Consider the following 17676-nt stretch of genomic DNA (forward strand, 5'->3'; position numbering starts at 1 on the left):
AATTCAGAGAACAGAACATGTCCGAACGTCAGCTCAGCCTCAACCTGTTTATCTACCCCAACGGCCATCACGAAGCCGCCTGGCGCCACCCGCAGTCAGTGCCGGAGTCGTCCATGGACATTGGCTACTACCAGCAGCTGGCGTTACGCGCCGAGCGCGAAAAGCTCGATGCGATTTTCTTTGCCGACTCGCCGTCACTGGCCGAAAGCGGCCGCGAAGGCCTGCGCATCCGCTTCGAGCCGGTGACCTGGCTGGCAGCCATTGCGGCGGTTACCCAGCGCATCGGCCTGATTGCCACGGCCAGCACCACCTACAGCGAACCTTACAACCTGGCGCGTTCGTTCAGCGCGCTGGATCACCTGAGCAAGGGCCGTGCGGGCTGGAACATTGTCACCACCTCAATGGCTGCCGCAGCGGCCAACTTTGGGCTTGATGAACACCCTTCGGCCCATGATCGCTACGCCCAGGCCGAAGAGTTCGTACAGGTGGTCGGTGACCTGTGGGACAGCTGGGAAGACGATGCGCTGGTGCTGGATAAAACCGCCGGGGTATTTGCCGACAGCGGCAAGGTGCACTCGATCAACCACGTCGGCGCTTACTATAAGGTCAAGGGCCCGCTGAACTCGCCGCGTTCGCCCCAGGGGCGACCGGTGCAGGTGCAGGCCGGTTCATCCGAGGATGGTCGTGATTTTGCCGCCAGGCATGCTGAAGCCATCTTTACCGCGCACCAGACACTGCAAAGCGCCACGGAATTTGCCAATGACATCCGCGCCCGGGCGAAAGCCGTGGGCCGCGACCCGCGCCAGCTGAAAATTCTTCCGGGCATCAGCCCGTATATCGCCAGCACCGAAGCCGAAGCGCAGCGCAAGTTTGATGAACTCAATGAACTGGTATTGCCCCACGTGTCCCTGGGCCAATTGCGGCGCATGTTGGGTGTGGACTTGTCGGGTCAGGATCTGGACGCCCCGTTTCCGCGCCATCTGATCAACTTCGAAGGCGTCGAAAGCCAGTCCAGCCGCTTCAAGCTGATCATCGATATTGTCGACCGCGAAAACGTTACCTTGCGCCAGCTGATCAACCGCCTGGCGGGGGCGCGCGGGCATTGGGTGCCGGTGGGTACCCCGGTGCAGATTGCCGACTTGATTGAGCAGTGGTTCCGCAGCGGTGCGGCGGATGGTTTCAACGTGATGCCGCCGGCATTCCCCGATGGTTTTGACGTCTTCCTCGATGAAGTGCTGCCGATCTTGCGCCAGCGCGGGTTGTTCCGCGGTGAGTATGCGGGCAGCACCTTGCGCGAACACTACGGCCTGACTCGCCCGGAGTCGCGCTACACCCTGAAAACCGCCTGACTCCCCCCACCCTAGTGGGAGCGAGCCTGCTCGCGAAGCAGGCCTTGATGCCTTCGCGAGCAGGCTCGCTCCCACAATTCAAAACCCACAAGGAGCGGGCATGAACCCGATCAACAACAGAAGAGCATTCCTGCGTAGTTGCGCGGTATTGGGTGCGGTCGGCGCTGCGGGCATTCTGCTGCCCGGCTGCGAAAAAAAGGACAGCGGCGCTAAAAGCGCCGCCGTGATCAAGAGCCGCGCCGATCAGGTGGTGGACTTCAAATACCCCGACAACCCCTCATTCGATCTGGTCTATGTCGCCGACTCCCTCGGCTATTTCGAAGGCTCGCGGGCACGGCCCAAGTACATCGGCCGTATTGCCGCGCCCCAGATCATTCCATTGACCGGCACCGGCGAAATAGACTTCGGCGCGCGCATGGTACCGCTGGTGATTTCAGCCATCGCCAGTGGTCTTGACCTCAAGGTGGTGGCCGCCGGCGGCAAGACCCTGCAAGAGGCTCCGCACATGAAATACTTCGTGCGCGACGACTCCGGCATCGTCAAACCCAAAGACCTGGAAGGCAAGACCGTAGGCTTCAACAGCTTTGGCGCCTGCGCCGAATTTGTCACCAAAAAGTACCTGCGCGAGCAGGGCGTCAATGTCGACAAGATCAACTGGGTGGTGGTGCCGGACAACCAGGCCGAGCAGACCCTGGCCACCGGCAATATCGACATTGCAATCATTCATCCGCCATCGTCCGGCGGTGCCGAGCATAACCCGGCATTGCGCAAGCTGTGGAGCGACTACGATCTGGATGGCGGATTGGGCGGCATGGCGCCCTACAGTGTGTATGGCAAGTTCAGCCGCGAGAACCCGGAGGCTACCCGCGACGTTGTAAACGCGATCGCCCGCGCGGCCAACTGGGTCAATGCCAACCCCGACGACGCGCGCAAAATTACCTCCGAGCGTATCGGCATGAAGCTCGAGCTGGTGGAGCGCTTTGCCTATGTCGATGACCTGGTAGTGACCGAGCCGCCGATTCAGTACTACATCGACATTCTCGAAAACGAAGGCAAGATCAAAAAAGGTTCGATAGGGGTCAAGGATGTCTACACCAACGACTTCAACCCGTTCGCCCGGGGGCATGCCTGATGCCGGAACACAAGATCGTCGCCCGTGACCTGAGCATGGAGTACCGGGCCTTGAATGATGCGGGACGAGAGGAGCGGGTGCCCGTGCTGGAGGGGTTTGACCTGCAGCTACGCGAGGGCGAGTTCCTGTCCATCCTCGGGCCTTCGGGCTGCGGCAAGTCGACCTTTATGAATATCCTTGCAGGGCTTGCGCACAAGACCGGCGGCGACCTTCTGGTCGATGGCCGGCCCCTGCAGGGCATCAACCGTAACCAGGGTGTTGTGTTCCAGGGCTATGCATTGCTGCCCTGGCGCACGGTGCTCGACAACATTGCCGTGGGCCTGGAGATCCGCGGGGTGGCCAAGGCCCGGCGGCTGGAAACTGCCCGCGAATACCTGGAGCTGGTGGGCCTCAATGGCTTCGCCTCGCGCTACCCTCACGAGTTGTCCGGCGGCATGCGCCAGCGCGTAGCGATTGCCCGCTCGCTGGCCTACAACCCGGATGTGCTGCTGATGGACGAACCTTTCGCCGCCCTCGACGCGCAAACCCGCGAGACCCTGCAGAGTGAGTTGCTGCGCATTTGGGATACGCACAAAAAAACCATCGTGTTTATTACCCACAGCCTGGACGAGGCGATTTTCCTGTCGGACCGGGTGGCGGTGATGACCCAGCGCCCGGGGCGGATCAAGGAGATCTTCGACATCGACCTGCCGCGCCCGCGCCAGCCGGAATTGCGTAATACCCAGGCCTTTGTGCACTACCGCCAGCGTGCCTGGGAAGCCCTGCGCGACGAGGTCACAGACGTGGCCCGTGAGCCCGTTGCGGCGCCAGTGCCTCAGAACTGGCAGAGCATCGCGACCCTGGGTGGTTATCGGATTGGAGTGTAAACATGGGCTTTAAATTGACTTCACGGCGGGTGATCGAAAGCTCGGTGGGTATTGTCCTGTTCCTCGCCCTCTGGGAGGCCTTGCCGCAATTGGGCGTGGTCAACCCCGGCTACCTGAGCCCGCCATCGGCGGTGCTGGGTGCGGTGCTGGACCTGGCCAGCAGTGGCGATCTGATCAAGCACTTGCAGGCCAGCCTGTTTCGTTCCTTTGCCGGACTGCTGCTGGCGATTGCCTGCGGTGTCAGCCTGGGGTTGATAATGGGCTGGTTTGCACGGGTCGAGCATGTGCTTGATCCGTTGTTGCAGTTCTTCCGCCAGACCTCGGCGCTGGCATTGTTTCCGGTGTTTATTCTGTTTCTGGGTATCGGTGAACTGTCGAAAATCGCGATCATTTTCTGGGCGTCGTTCTGGCCGATCCTGTTGAGTACCATCAGCGGCGTTAAGCAGGTCGACGGGTTGCTGATCAACTCGGCGCTGTCGATGGGCGCGAACCGCTGGTTTCTGTTTACCAAAATAGTGCTGCCGGCGGCGTCGCCGTCGATCTTTACCGGGATTCGTCTGGCGGGTGCGTATTGCATCACGGCACTGGTGGCCGCCGAGATGATTGGTGCTCATTCCGGGTTGGGCTTCCTCACGCTGAACTCCCAGGAGGTGTTCCAGATTCCCAGCATGTACGCAGGCATTTTGCTGCTGGCGGTGGTGGGTTTGCTGCTCAACTTTTTGCTGGCCTTGCTGGAACGGCGCTTTACCTACTGGCGCCGGGGCTTGCGCCACGGTGGTTAGGTGGCTGGCAGCAGTGGTGGTTGGCGCTGTGTCGCTGGTCGCCTGGCAATGGCCATTGGCACCGGGTGAGATGCCTCGTGGGCCGCTGTTGCAGGCAGCCGAACAGCGCCAGGTCTTGCGTGTGGGCGTACGCAGTTACCCACGGCCGAGCCTGGGGCAAGAGGCGCTGGTGGCTGAGCCGGATGAACTGGACAGTCAGTTGGCCGAGGCCCTGGGGGCTTACCTTGGACTGAAGGTGCAGTTGCAGGCATTGCCGCAGAGTGGCCCGTTGAGTGACGGCCACCTCGACCTGGTCATTGCCGGCAGTCTGAAACTGCCGGTCGAAGCTGACCGGGTGGCGAGCTTGCGGGATTTGCCGGTGCAGTACCGTGCGGGGGCGTTGATTGGCTTGCGCAATGCTCCCGCCCGTCCTGTGCGCGGGCAAAGCGTATGCCTGGCGATGGGTAGCCCGTGGGCGCAAACCCTGCAGCAACAGGGCGCCGAGCTGCGCACTTATGTGTCGTCGATCCGTGCCGCGGTGGCGTTTATGGCGGGCGAGTGCAACCTGCTGGCTGAAGAGCGCAACAGCTTGCAGGCGCTGGCACAGGCGCCGGACTGGCGCTTCTATGCGCTGTTACCGCAAACCTTGAAGGCAAGCAGCGACCTGCGGGTTTACCTGCCCGTAATCGACAAGCAGAGCCGCGCGTTGATCAATGCGGCACTGCGCGACTGGCAGGCCCGTGGCGGCCAGAACCGTGCATGGGAGCTGCGCAGCAATGCGTTGCTGGTGGACAGCCTGAAGATCGGCGACGGGCTGGTGTGTCACTGAGCGATATCACGCCACGGTGGGAGCGGGCTTGCTCGCGATGCAAACGGTGAGGTCTGTCAGGCAAACCGCGTCGATACCATCGCGAGCAAGCCCGCTCCCACAGGGTTTACTCCGCCACACCAATGCGCCATTGCGCCGGTGGCGGTGTGGCGTTCACCGCAAAATCCCCCACGATGCGACTCTTGTAAATACGCGGGTTATGCGACGACAGCGTGCGCGCATTGCGCCAGAAACGGTCCAGTCCCAAGGGCTTGAGGGTGGCCGATGCACTCAGTGCATCAAACAGATCGCCACTGGCCTTGATGATCAAGTCCGAGACTATGGTTTGCGACTGCGCCACTTCCAGTTCGGCAATATTCACGGCGTGGCTCAGGGCGTGTTCATCATTGCTCAAATGGGCCTGATGGACTCGCTCCAGCGCCTGGAAGTTCTGCGCTGCAATAGCGCCGGCGGCATAGGCCGCGCTGCGCAGGTTGCCCACCACTTGCAGCACTTGCGGGTCGTGGGCCACGCGCGGTGCATTGCCGCTGCTGAAGCTGCGGGTGCGCCTGGCCACATGCCCGGCAGTTTCGTCGGCCAGCGCGCGGCCAATCCCGGTCAGGGTTGCCGTGTGCACAGACTGGAAAAAAGCCGGTGAATAGCGAAAGCGGTTTTCAGCCAGAATCACATTGAGCGGATCCACCGGCACTTCGCGAAAATGCGCGGTGCCGCTGGCGGTCAACGTCTGGCCGAAACCGTTCCAGTCGTCGATGATTTCCACCCCCGGATCATTGGTGCGCACCGTCACCGATACGCGCTGTTCATCCGGGTTGTTGGCGCTGACATCGACCCAGTCGGCATACAGCGCACCGGTGGTGTAGAACTTGCTGCCACTCAATTGCCAGTGGCCGCCGTGAAGGCTCAGGCGGGTGCCGAATTCAAGCTGTTTGGCATTGCCCACTTCGCCGGACGCCGGGCTGACGGTTTCGCCACGACCCAGGCGCTCCAGCCACACGCCCTGATACTCAGGGTCGCGACTATTGAGCAGGTTTTCACAAAAACCGAAGTGCCCGCGCAATGATTGCACCAGGTTTGAATCGGCCTCGGCCAGTTCGATCAGCAGGTTGAACAGTTCCGGCAGGCTGGCGCCGGCACCACCATATTCCTTGGGCACGCGCAGGGTGGTGAAGCCTGCCTCCTTGAGCCATTGCAACTCCTGGAGCGGCAAGCGCCGCTCCAGTTCGCGATCTACGGCTCCTTGACGAATCTGCGCAAAGACCGGCCGATAACGGGCCGCCAATGCTTCGTATCGCGCCGACGGGACGGCGCCCCAGGCAGAGTCAATTTGCGACATGTCGTGCTCCTTGGCGTTGAGCGGATTACCAGCCGACGGCAAAGCGCAGGCCGGATACAGGTTGAGGGGCCGGTTCCGGCGCAGCGGCGCCGGGTATCGCCGCCAGCAGGCGACGGGTGTAGGGGGGCCGGGGTGAATGCCAGAGGGTTTGCGGGGTGGCCTGTTCGACGATTTGCCCTTGCTCCATCACCAGAATCCGGTCGGCGAAATAGCGCACTACCGACAGGTCGTGGGAGATAAACAGATAGGACAGGCCCAGCTCTTCGCGCAGCTCCACCAGCAGGTTGAGGATCTGCGCCTGGGTCGAAACATCCAGCGCCGATACCGGTTCGTCGCAGATCACCAGCCGCGGCTTGAGGATCAACGCCCGGGCAATGCCGATGCGCTGGCGCTGGCCACCGGAAAACTGATGGGGCAAGCGCGCCAGGCTGCTGCGCGCCAACCCCACGGCATCGAGCATTGCGAAGCGGGCCTGCTGGCGTTGGCCCGGGTCGGTCTGCCCGTGCAGGCGCTGCACCCGATCGAGAATGCTCTCCACGCTGTGGCGCGGGTTAAGCGCCGCGTAGGGATCCTGAAAAATCATTTGCACCTGACGGCGCCAGCCTAGCAGCGACTCGTCCTTGAGGCTGGCGATATCGCGTCCGTCGAATTCGATTGTGCCACTGCGTGCGGGCAGTAAACGCAGCAGGGTGCGACTGAGGGTCGACTTGCCGCAACCCGACTCGCCCACCAGGCCCACGCTCTCACGCTCGCCCACTTCAAGGCTGATGCGGTCAAGTACGGTGCTGTTGCCATAGCCGGTGGTCAGGTCGCTGACCTTGAGCAGCGCCGGGTTGCCCGTGGGTGCCCTAGGCTGGCGGCCCGGCGCGTAGAGGGTGGACTTGACGCCATAGCGGGTGGCCTGCTCCGACTGGCGCTCGACATTGATTTCAGCCAGACGGTTACTCAAGTAATGCTGCTTATGTTCAGCCCCCAGCGACGCCTGCAGCAGGCCGCGACTGTAGGGGTGTTGCGGGTGCTCGATCAGGTCGCGGGTCGACCGGCTTTCCAGGGCGTGGCCATCGTGCATCACGATGACCCGATCGGCGTGCTGACCGACCACGCCCAGATCATGGGTAATCAGCAGCAGACCCATGCCCAGCTCGCCCCGCAAACGAGCCAGCAACTCAAGGATCTGCGCCTGCACGCTGACATCCAGCGCCGTGGTCGGCTCGTCGGCGATCAACAGTCGGGGCTGGCAGGCAATCGCCATGGCGATCACTACCCGCTGGCGCTGGCCGCCCGACAAGTGCTGTGGGTACTCACGTAAATGCGCTGCCGGGCGCGGCAATTGCACCAGGGCGAACAGTTCTTCGGCCCGCTGCCAGGCCTGGCGCCGGGTCAGGTCAGTGTGGGTCAGCAGGATTTCGCTGACTTGCTCACCCAGGGTGAGTACGGGGTTGAGGCTCGACAGCGGGTCCTGAAAGATCATCCCCAGGGCATTACCCTGCAACTGGCGCATTTGCCGCGGCGCCATGCCTAGCAGGTCGCGACCCTCGAACAGTACCTGACCGCCCAGCCGGGCGTTGTCCGGCAGCAGGCCCATCAGGGCCAGGGCCGTGGTGGATTTACCGCATCCGGACTCACCCACCAGCGCCAGTGTCTCGCCGGCTTGCAGGGTGAAACTCAGGTCTTTGACGGCATCGGCGTTGTCGTAGCTCACGCGCAAACCGCGTACGTCCAGCAGGCTCATGGGATATACCGTCGCAGGCGAGGGTTGAGGGCGTCATTGAGACCGTCGCCCAGAAGATTGAGGGCCAGCACCACGAAGATGATTGCCAGCCCCGGCAGGGCGGTGAGGTACCAGCCGCTGGCGATCTGCTCGCGGCCACTGCCGAGCATGGCGCCCCAACTGGCCTGATTCGGGTCGCTCATACCGAGGAAGGCGAGCCCGGCTTCCACCAGAATCGCCTGGGCAATCAGGATCGAGGTGGTGACCACCAGCGGCGCGAGGGCGTTGGGCAGGATTTCACGCAGGATGATCGAGCTATTGCCGAAGCCCAGGCTGCGCGCGGCAGTCACAAAGTCGGCTTCACGCAGGGTACGGAACTCGGCGCGTACCAGGCGTGCCACCGTGGGCCATGAGGAGATACCGATCGCCAGCGCGATAACCCCCAGCGTTGGGTTGCCGATGGCCACGATCACGATCACCAGCAAAAAAGACGGCACGGTCTGGAACACTTCGCAGAGGCGCATCAGCACATCCCCCAGCTTGCCGCCGTGGTAGCCGGCCAGAGCCCCGACCAGCCCGCCGATCAGCACGCTGATCAGGGTGGCGCTGGCGGCAATCAGTAAAGACCCGCGGGCCCCGTGGGCGATCCCGGCAGCTACGTCGCGGCCCAGTGAGTCGCTGCCCAGAAAGTAGCCCGGATCGTCGCCGGGCCACAGCATCGGCATGGCGACCATATCCAGCGGGTCACCGGGGTAGAGCGTGCCCGCCAGCAGTGCCAGGGTCAGCACCAGTGCCAGCATGGTCGCGCCAATCAGCGCCGAGGGATTGCGCAACAGGGCCGTCCAGACGCTTTCGCTGTAGCCGGTCGGAGCGTTTGGCAGTACGGCAGTGGTCATGGGGCAGCTCCTTTTCAGTCGGCCTGGATACGGGGGTCGAGCCAGGCTTGCAGCAGGTCGACGGCGATATTGATCACCACCACCAGCATCGATGACAGCAGCAGGATGCCCAGCAGCAGGTTGTAGTCACGGGACATCACCGCCTCGAGGGTGAGACGGCCCAGGCCGGGCCAGCCGAACAGGGTTTCGGTGACGGCGGCGCCGCCGAGCAGGGCGGCGAAATGCAGCCCGGCCAGGGTCGAAACCGGCAGCAGGGCATTGCGCAGCACATGCCGCGACACCACTCGCCATGGCGCCAGGCCCTTGGCCCGTGCGGTGCGCACGTAGTCCTGACGTTGCACTTCGAGCATCGCGGCACGGGTCAGGCGGGCATACAGGGCGATATAGAACGTGGCCAGCGCCAGCACTGGCAGCACGGCGTGCTGCAGGCGGTCGAGCAGCCAGGCCGTGCCGTGCAGATCGAGGCCCAGGGTCTGAAAACCGTTGCTGGGCAACCAGCCGAGCTTGACCGAAAACAGCAGCACCGCCATCAAGCCGATCCAGAACCCCGGCGTGGAATACAGCAGCAACACCGCCAGTGACAACACGCGGTCAGGCCAGCGACCGACCCAGGTGGCCATTGCCGTACCGGCGGCGATGCCAATGGCGAGCGCCAGCCCCAATGCGCCGACCATCAGCACCAGGGTATTGGGCAGGCGATCGAGTACCAGGTGGCTGACTGGCAGGTTGAAGCGTGGCGACAGGCCGAGGTCCAGATGGGCCAGTTGGCCGAGGTAGCGTTGCAATTGCTCCAGCAGGCTCAAGTCCAGGCCAAAATGGCTGCGCCACTGCAGCAGGGTTTCGGCACTGGCGCCGCCGGACTCACCGGCCAGCACATCCACGGCGTCACCGGGGATCAGCCGCAGCAGCAAAAAATTCAGCAACAGGATGCCGACTACGGTGGGGATGGCCTGCCACAAGGTGCGCCGTGACAGGCGCCACATTCTGCGCCGTTCAAGCATGGGCGCCTCCGGTGTCAGCCAGGCTGATATTGGCCAGGCTGCTGTCCAGGCCGTTGGCGTCATCTTCGAAACCACTGACCCGGGCGTTGTACACCGAGACCTGTTGCTGCATGACCAGGGTGATCGAAGGCACCTCTTCAATCACGATCTTCTGGAACGCCTTGAACAGCTCGCCGCGTTTTTGTTCGTCGGTCTCGACCGCGGCGCTTTCCAGCAGGCGGTCGACTTCGGGATTGTTGTAGTGGGTGCCATTGGAAAACGGCACGCCCTGGCGAAAATTCTTCGACCAGAACAGGCGTTGCACACCTACCGTGGGGTCATACAGGGTGCCCATGCCGACCACGGCAAAGTCAAAGTCGCGGTCGGTGTAGATACGTTTGATATAGGTGGGAAAATCCTGGGCGCGCAGTTTCACTTCGATGCCAATGCGTGCCAGGGCACTGCGCACATAGGTGGCAGTGCGGCTGTAGCTGTCGCCGTAGGGCAGCGGGTCGAGGGTCAGGCTGAAACGCCAGGTGCCTTTTTTTACCAACCCGGCCTTGTCCAGCAATGCATTGGCTGCCTCGGTGTCGAAGGGATACGGATTGGGGCCCTCGTAGACGTAGTTGGCGAAGCTTTTCGGGATCGGTGAATAGCTGGCTTCGGCGTAGCCGTAGTACACCACCTTGCGGATCACTTCGCGATCGAGGGCATGGGCAATTGCCTGGCGCACCTCGAGGCGAGACAACAGCGGGTTATCGAGGTTGAACTCGAGCATGGTCGGGGTAATGGTGTAGCGATAGCCGCGGGTGGTGGCTTTTAAACGGCCGGATTTGGTCAGGCGCTCCAGCTCGCTTAGCGGCACCGGGCTTTGCCCGCCTGCATCCAGCGTGCCGTTTTCAAACGCGGCCAGGCGCGCGGCACCGTCGGGGATGACTTTGAGGATCAGCGTATCGACCACCGTTGCCGCCGGGTCCCAGTAGTTCGGGTTGCGTTCGTACTCGATAAAACTGCCGCGCTCCCAGCGCTTGAAACGGAAGGGGCCGGTGCCCACCGGGGCGTTGTTGTGCAGATTGCTCAGCGGGTCGCCCGAGGCATACAGGTGCTTGGGCAGGATCGGCGTTTCACCGCCGGCAAAACCGCGAATCAAGTACGGCGCCGGCTTGCTCAAATGAACGATGGCAGTGTGGTCGTCGGGGGTGTCGACCCGCTCCAGGTTGGCAAAGGTACTGGAACCCCGGGGGTGAAAACGCTTGATCAAGTCCAGGGAGAACGCCACGTCGGCCGAGGTGAACGGCTCGCCGTCATGCCATTTGACGCCTTCGCGCAGGATGAAGCGGTAGCTCAAGCCATCGGGCGCGGCCTCCCAGGCGGTGGCCAGTGCAGGGCGGGCATTGAGGGCTTCATCGTAAGTCAGCAGCCCCTCCAGTACCTTGCTGCTGGCGGTGACGCTGGTACCGGCGGTGGTGTTGAAAGAGCTCAGCGAAGGCGGCTCGGGATTGATCAGCAAGTTGAACACCCGGCGTCCGCTGACGGCCTGCCCCGTGGCATCGGCCAGGGCAGTGGGCAGGAACGGCACGCTGGCGCCGAGCGCGGACAGGGCAGACAGGCCAACAACAAATTGACGACGGGTAAAGGGCATGGCGGTCTTCCTGGGGTGGGTTAGCGGCGCAGGCCGGCCTGGCGCAAAAGGGGCAACACGCGCTCGCCAAACTGTTCAAGGTCGGGGGCAAAGTCGAAGAAGCTCAGTTGCAAGCCGTCGATACCGGCCTCTTTGAGGCGGATGATGTCGCGCACCACGGTCTCGGGGCTGCCGACCAGCTGGATATTGCCGCCCACATAACGCTCGGCCGGTTGATGGCCGCGCCAGGCATGGGCATCACTGGCTTCACGGGCATGGCCCTCCAGTGCACCGGGGTCACCTGCGGCCGTGATCGCGGCGTGGACTTCCCAGGCTTCGGCATCGCTGTCGCGGCAAATCACCAGCGGGTTGATCAGGGTGCGCACCTGACGGCCATAGCCACGGGCGGCGTGTTTGATGCGCTGCAAATGCTCGGGCAGTTTCTCCAGCGCGTTTTCGATCTCGGCACTGCCGGGGCTGGTGGTGAACACAATGTCGGAATGCCGTGCCGCGAAGTCGATACCGGCGGGTGAGCCGGTGGCGTTGACCAGCACCGGACGGCCAAAGGACGGTTTGACGCTGACATAGGCCTCTTCGAGCTTGTAATGATCGCCGCTGAAATCGACGTTGTCCGGGCTGTGCCACAGTTCCTGCACCACGCGGATAAATTCGTCGGCCTGGCGGTAACGCTGATCGTGCTCGATGGGGGCCTGACCGAAGCGCCGGTGTTCGCGATGACGATGCCCGGTCACCAGGTTCAGGCCCCAGCGGCCCTTGCTGATATGGTCAAGGGTGGCGCCGAACTTGGCCAGGTGCAGTGGATGCCAGGGGCCATAGAGCACATGCAGGGTAGAGATCAGCAGGATGCGCGAGGTCACCGACGCCAGCGCTGCCTGAGTGATAAAGGCATCCAGTGATTCGTCGTGGTAGCGGATATCGCCCCCGTAGCCGCCCTTGCCCAACCATTCAGCGAGGGCAAACACCAGGTCAAATCCCAACTCTTCGGCGCGCAGGGTCAACTGACGGTTGTAGTCAAAGGTCCAGGTGGTACTGCGTGGCAGTGCCGAAGGGCTCCAGCCACCGGACTGCACCGGCAGGAACAGGCCCAGAAACAACGGTTGTTCAAAGGCACGGGACAGCGGGCTTTGAGGAAAATCCAGAGGGGAGGGCTGACGTGACAAGGCGAAGGCTCCAGGCAGGGGATAGGAAAACGCGGGCTATTCCTGCACTTGCGCAGGGCTGGTCAGCAGGTAGGCGACGGCTTCGCTGTTGTGCGGGTTGCGATACCGGTGGGGCCGTTCGGCGCGAAACAGGATCGAGTCGCCAGCGTGCAGCACAACCAGTTCGTCATTGATTTTCAGCTCCAGAGTGCCCTCGGCCACCAGCAGGTGGTTTTGCACGCCATGGGGGGTGCCGGGCACTCTTTCCTCGGCCTGGGGCCCCAGGCGCAGCTCGTTGAACGTCACCAGGGGGGCGGCGTGCTCAGGGGGCAGGGCGCGGCGTATAACCATGCCGGCGCCGTCGGGGTCGAGGAACTCGGCGATGGACACCTTCAGTGCGGCGGCGACTTTGCTCAGCACCTTGACCGAGGGGAAGCTGCGGCCCGCTTCGATCTGCGCAATCATCGCGCGGCGCACACCACTGGCATGGGCCAGTGCTTCCAGGGACAACTGGCGCTTGTCGCGCAAGCGCTGCAGGTTGTGGCTGATACGTTTGGCGACAGGATCGTCGCCCTGTGGATCACGCTCGGGCAAGCTGAAGGGAACGCTGCCGCTGCTGTCGAGAAAACCGGTAGGGATATTCATGGGCGTGAACCTGCAAGTGAGGTGAATGCAGGTGAATTGTCAGGGCCATGGGGGCGACGGCTCATGATGATTCCTTTTCATGCGGTCCGAAAAGTCATGAGATTACCGAGGGTTTTTTAGATCCATAAATAATTAATTCCGACGTTTAAAGACCCGTTTTGAATAAGAGATACCCTGACAAAACCGCTCTATGGTTATGCCCCGTTGGGCGTTGACCGCCAGAACACGGCTGACTACTGTTTGCGCCACTTGATTTCACGATCACCACGCAGGGAGTCAGCATGAGCGACATTCAATACCGCAACCTGGGCCGCAACGGCGTGAAGGTTTCGCCCATTACCCTGGGCACCATGATGTTCGGCGGGCAGACCCCGGACGACGTCGCCCGGCGCATCACCGACCGCGCTTTCGAGCAGGGCATCAACTCCATCGACACCGCCAACGGCTACAACGACGGTGCCTCGGAAGCCGTGGTGGGCCGTTTGATCGGTGATCGTCGTCAGCACTGGGTACTGGCTACCAAGTTCGTCAATCCCAACCCGGGCGGCAGCGGGCCGAACAACAGCGGGGCCTCGCGCCAGAACGTGATTGCCTCGGTGGACGCCAGCCTCAAGCGCCTCAACACCGACTATATCGACCTGTTCTACCTGCACCGCGAAGACCACGACACCCCGGTGGACGAAACCCTGCGCGCGCTGGATGACGTGATCCGGGCGGGCAAGATCCGTGGCTACGGTTTGTCCAACCACCGCGGCTGGAAACTTGCCGAATTCAGCCGCAGCGCCGACCTGCTGGGCATCCAGCGTCCGAGCGTGAGCCAGCCGCTGTACAACCTGGCCAACCGTCAGATCGAAGTCGAGCACCTGCCGGCGGCGGAGCATTACGGCATTGGCGTGATTTCCTACAGCCCGTTGGCGCGTGGCGTACTGACGGGCAAGTACGACCCCGATCAGGCCCCTGGCCAGGACACCCGCGCCGGGCGCAACGACCCGCGCCTGCAGCAAACCGAATGGCGCCCCGAGTCCCTCAACCTGGCCCAGCGCATTCGTGACTATGCCGAAGGGCAAGGCATTACCGCAGGCCAGTTCGCTTTGGCCTGGGTGCTGAATAACCTGTTGATCACGTCGGCCATTGCCGGGCCGCGAACTGAGCAGCAATGGGAAGACTATGTGCCAGCGTTGAACTACAGGTTCACCGCGCAGGACGAAGCCTTTATCAATGATCTGGTGGTCACCGGGCACTCGACGACACCGGGCTACAACGACCCGAGCCATCCGTTTTTCGGACGCAAGTCGCGGGTGTGAAACCCCGGCTGTCAGATATAAAAACGCCTTCGGGCGTTTTTTTGTGAGCGCGATAAATCCGCCCTCAGCCCAGACCCTTGGGGCTGCGGATTTTAAATAAAACTAATTATTTACCACCTTTGCCCTCGACTTGAGCCATAGCCTTTTTGCTCCATTTCGTTAAACAGGCCAGGCGCCATGACCCATGTGCATCACCACACGCCGTCACTGACGGCGGTTGACCCCAGGGGCTTGAGTGTACGCAGGGTGCAATACCACCGTCTGAGTGCACAGCAGAGCCCCCGGGCGCGGATTCACGAAACTGTCTTTGGCGCCACCGGTTTTGTACTCGGGCAGTGGGACCCGCGATTGGGGGCGTCGCGTCGTCATGGGGCCACAGTCGCGGCCAATCAACGCCAGATTTCCAGCCTTTCAGGGCTGGCGTTGCGCACTGACAGTGTCGATAGCGGATGGCACATCACTCTGTTTGGCGTCGCGCAGCAGATGCGCAAAACCTGGAACGGGCGCGGGCATCAGCAGTGTTTTGACTACGATGCCCAGTCCAGGCTTGTGGCCGTTCATGAACAGCGCAGTGATGAGCCCCACGCCCGATGTCTTGAGCGTTTTACCTACGGGGCGGCCGATTCAGCGGACAGGGCGCGGAACCGATGCGGCCGTCTGGTCCGCCATGATGACCCGGCTGGCAGCGTCATCAACGAACAGTACGATTTGACCGGCGAGGCAAACAGCCAGTCGCGGCGTTTCTGCCAGGCCCCTGAAGCGCTCGACTGGCCTGAGCCGCAAGCGTGGCGCGATCGACAATTGGAGGCTCGGCATTACCTGACGGCCTGGCATCGCAATGCGCTGGGTGAACTGCTCGGGCTGCGTGATGCCAGGGGGAACCGGCAGCGCCTGGAATATAACGTTGCAGGGGAACAGGTAGGTGTTGTCCTGCTTACGGCAGGTGGCAAGTCAAAACTGTTGGTGGATGAGCTGGTCTACAACGCCGCCGGGCAAGTGACGAGCGAGCGGGCAGGCAACGGTGTTGTCACCCGGGCTACTTACGCTGACGATGATGGCAGTTTGCGACGGTTGCAGGCCAGTCGCGGGGGGGCACAGGGTGGCATCTTGCAGGATCTGACCTACACCTACGACCGGGTAGGCAATGTGACCCATGTGGTGGATGGCGCTCAACCGACCACCTGGGCCAGCAACGCGATGATCCAGGCTTCGAGCACTTTTACCTACGACACCCTCTACCAACTGGTCAAAGCCAGCGGACGAGAAAATGCGCGCCACCCCGGTGGCGCCAGTACCCCTGCGGCGGTGCTCTTCGACACAACGGACACGCAGCAATGGCGCAACTACACGCGGCACTATCAGTACGATGCCGGCGCCAACCTGGTACAGATGCAGCATGTACCTTCTGCCGGCCAGGGCTACACCCGGCGTATGTCCGTGCCACAAACCAGTAACCGCAGCCAGATGATTGAGCCCGGTTCTCTGCTGGCTTCAGGCGAGGCGTTTGATGCCTGTGGCAATCAACGGGTGTTGGTGCGTGGTCAGGCCCTGGAGTGGAATGTGCGCAATCAACTGTGCCGTGTCACCAGCGTGCAGCGCACCAACGGTGAGAATGATGAAGAAGCCTACGTCTACGACGGTCAGGGGCAGCGGGTTTTCAAGCGTAGAACGACCCGGGCCGCAAACCTCACCCATGTGGATGAAGTGCGTTATTTGCCGGGGCTGGAGCTGCGCCTCAACCGGGCCACGGGAGAGCGCTCAAGTGCCTTGACGCTGCAAGCAGGCCGCACCGGGGTGCGTTTACTTGCCTGGGAGCAGGGGTTGCCCGATGGGGTCGAGAATGAGCATGTGCGCTTCAGCCTTTGCGATCACCTGGGCAGCGGCGTACTGGAGCTTGATGAGCGCGCGGCACTGCTCAGCCAGGAGGGTTTTTACCCGTTCGGGGCGACGGCATGGTGGGCGGCGAAAAGCGCGCTTGAAGCCACATTCAAGACCCTGCGTTACTCGGGCAAGGAACGCGATGCGTCCGGGCTTTACTACTACGGTTTGCGTTATTACGCGGCCTGGCTCCAGCGTTGGATCAGTGCAGACCCGGCAGGGACCATCGACGGCTTGAATGTTTATGCCATGGTCGGTAACAACCCGATAAATCGGATAGATCCTGATGGGCGGGAAGAAGATCTACCCCAACGCTATCGGGTCGTTGCCGGTCTGAGCCTGATCGTCATTTTTACCGCCCTTGGCTATGCCTTGGGCTGGCTGTTTAATGCTGCTCAAGCCGTTGCAGGACTGGGGGCAGTGGCAGGCTCGGCACTCTTTGCCTTGAACCGGTATCTGGATTTGGCCGAGGCGCAACAGCCAGCACCAGGCCTCACGGATGCGCAGGAATATGAGCTGGCGCAAAGCGTCACGGAAAAAGCCCTGGAGTTTGCCCGGGACATGGCGCTGAGCCCTGAAGAAACAGTCAAGCTGGTCAACTTTTTTTACAGCCAGCACAGTCAGGTTCTGCAGAGCACAGGTGTGGCGTTGGCGGTTTACCCCACCGTGCGTGGTGACCTATACGGATATGTCGTGGGCGTCGAGTATCGGGAGCGTTTGCGCGCTGTAGTGGCATCAGGGCGGCCACCCACCCGTGAGCTGAGGCATCTTGGCGTTCGCAGTCTGTTGCTTCGTGCCCACCGGGAACCACAGGCCGCAGGCCCCTCGAGCGCCACGGGGACACCCGAGGCAACGGCCATGACCCGATTGCCCGGTAAAAGCGCGGCCGCAAAAAAACAGCCCCTGCAAAGCGCGAGGCCGGTCGCCGCTGCGCTCCCGCCCCCTCGTTCGCCTGCCGCCCTGACGATCGATGATTCAGCGGTGACACCTTTGCCAGCGGGCTCTGCGGGAATCAGTATTGCCCTGACCTTGAGCCATTTGCGCGAGGGGCGTTTGCGGTCGATTAACTGGCACCCCCACAGCGATCGATTAATGTCCGCTGACCTTATTGGCTATAACAACAGCCGCAGGCGAGGCGCCTGGCGCCTGATGTTCGAGCGCACGGGGAGCGCTGCCTACCGCGTTGTGGGGATACGAAATCCGCACTGAGG

14 protein-coding genes are annotated in these 17676 nt (G+C 62.4%); 7 read left to right on the top strand and 7 right to left on the bottom strand.

Going from position 1 to position 17676, the window contains the following annotated elements; all coding sequences use genetic code 11:
• Positions 1-17: 17 nt before the first annotated feature.
• From QN377_RS08275 to QN377_RS08295, 5 genes are all read left to right on the top strand, one after another.
• On the top strand, positions 18-1349 hold the full coding sequence (locus QN377_RS08275; protein ID WP_322212324.1) for an LLM class flavin-dependent oxidoreductase: 1332 nt from the start codon (positions 18-20) through the stop codon (positions 1347-1349).
• A gap of 100 nt (positions 1350-1449) precedes the next feature.
• Positions 1450-2481 (top strand): ABC transporter substrate-binding protein, encoded by a 1032-nt coding sequence (locus QN377_RS08280; protein WP_095002509.1) that lies wholly within the window; start codon positions 1450-1452, stop codon positions 2479-2481.
• Positions 2481-3347, top strand: coding sequence for an ABC transporter ATP-binding protein (locus tag QN377_RS08285; RefSeq protein WP_322212327.1), 867 nt, complete (start codon positions 2481-2483; stop codon positions 3345-3347). Before QN377_RS08280 ends, QN377_RS08285 begins: the two co-directional genes overlap by 1 nt.
• Positions 3348-3349: 2 nt before the next feature.
• Entirely contained in the window at positions 3350-4129 is a 780-nt protein-coding gene (locus QN377_RS08290; protein ID WP_095018739.1) for an ABC transporter permease, read from the top strand.
• 28 nt (positions 4130-4157) lie between these two features.
• Positions 4158-4937, top strand: a complete 780-nt coding sequence (locus QN377_RS08295) for an ABC transporter substrate-binding protein (RefSeq protein WP_254925893.1) — start codon at positions 4158-4160, stop codon at positions 4935-4937.
• Between the two features lie 106 nt (positions 4938-5043).
• Here QN377_RS08295 and QN377_RS08300 read toward each other — a convergent pair whose 3' ends face one another.
• From QN377_RS08300 to QN377_RS08330, 7 genes are read right to left on the bottom strand one after another with little or no spacing between them, the layout of a single operon-like run.
• The gene (locus tag QN377_RS08300) at positions 5044-6270 is read right to left on the bottom strand and encodes an acyl-CoA dehydrogenase family protein (protein ID WP_095018741.1); all 1227 of its coding nucleotides are present in this window, start codon (positions 6268-6270) and stop codon (positions 5044-5046) included.
• A 25-nt stretch (positions 6271-6295) separates the two neighbouring features.
• Positions 6296-8002, bottom strand: coding sequence for a dipeptide ABC transporter ATP-binding protein (locus QN377_RS08305; RefSeq protein WP_095018742.1), 1707 nt, complete (start codon positions 8000-8002; stop codon positions 6296-6298).
• Entirely contained in the window at positions 7999-8877 is an 879-nt protein-coding gene (locus QN377_RS08310) for an ABC transporter permease (RefSeq protein ID WP_095018743.1), read from the bottom strand. Before QN377_RS08310 ends, QN377_RS08305 begins: the two co-directional genes overlap by 4 nt.
• Before the next feature lie 14 nt (positions 8878-8891).
• Positions 8892-9878, bottom strand: a complete 987-nt coding sequence (locus QN377_RS08315) for an ABC transporter permease (protein WP_095002516.1) — start codon at positions 9876-9878, stop codon at positions 8892-8894.
• Positions 9871-11499, bottom strand: a complete 1629-nt coding sequence (locus QN377_RS08320) for an ABC transporter substrate-binding protein (protein ID WP_095018744.1) — start codon at positions 11497-11499, stop codon at positions 9871-9873. The genes QN377_RS08315 and QN377_RS08320 overlap by 8 nt, the downstream gene beginning before the upstream one ends.
• Before the next feature lie 20 nt (positions 11500-11519).
• A complete protein-coding gene (locus QN377_RS08325) occupies positions 11520-12659 on the bottom strand; it encodes an LLM class flavin-dependent oxidoreductase (protein ID WP_095002518.1) in 1140 nt (379 codons plus the stop codon).
• A 36-nt stretch (positions 12660-12695) separates the two neighbouring features.
• On the bottom strand, positions 12696-13283 hold the full coding sequence (locus QN377_RS08330) for a helix-turn-helix domain-containing protein (RefSeq protein WP_095018745.1): 588 nt from the start codon (positions 13281-13283) through the stop codon (positions 12696-12698).
• Between the two features lie 281 nt (positions 13284-13564).
• On the opposite strand from QN377_RS08330, the gene QN377_RS08335 reads away from it, so the two are divergent.
• Together QN377_RS08335 and QN377_RS08340 are read left to right on the top strand one after the other, a co-directional pair.
• The gene (locus QN377_RS08335; RefSeq protein WP_176464292.1) at positions 13565-14587 is read left to right on the top strand and encodes an aldo/keto reductase; all 1023 of its coding nucleotides are present in this window, start codon (positions 13565-13567) and stop codon (positions 14585-14587) included.
• A gap of 177 nt (positions 14588-14764) precedes the next feature.
• Entirely contained in the window at positions 14765-17674 is a 2910-nt protein-coding gene (locus tag QN377_RS08340; RefSeq protein ID WP_095018746.1) for an RHS repeat domain-containing protein, read from the top strand.
• Positions 17675-17676: the final 2 nt, after the last annotated feature.

It is taken from the genome of Pseudomonas sp. CCC4.1 (assembly GCF_035019225.1).
In the GTDB taxonomy this organism is placed as follows: domain Bacteria; phylum Pseudomonadota; class Gammaproteobacteria; order Pseudomonadales; family Pseudomonadaceae; genus Aquipseudomonas; species Aquipseudomonas bubulae.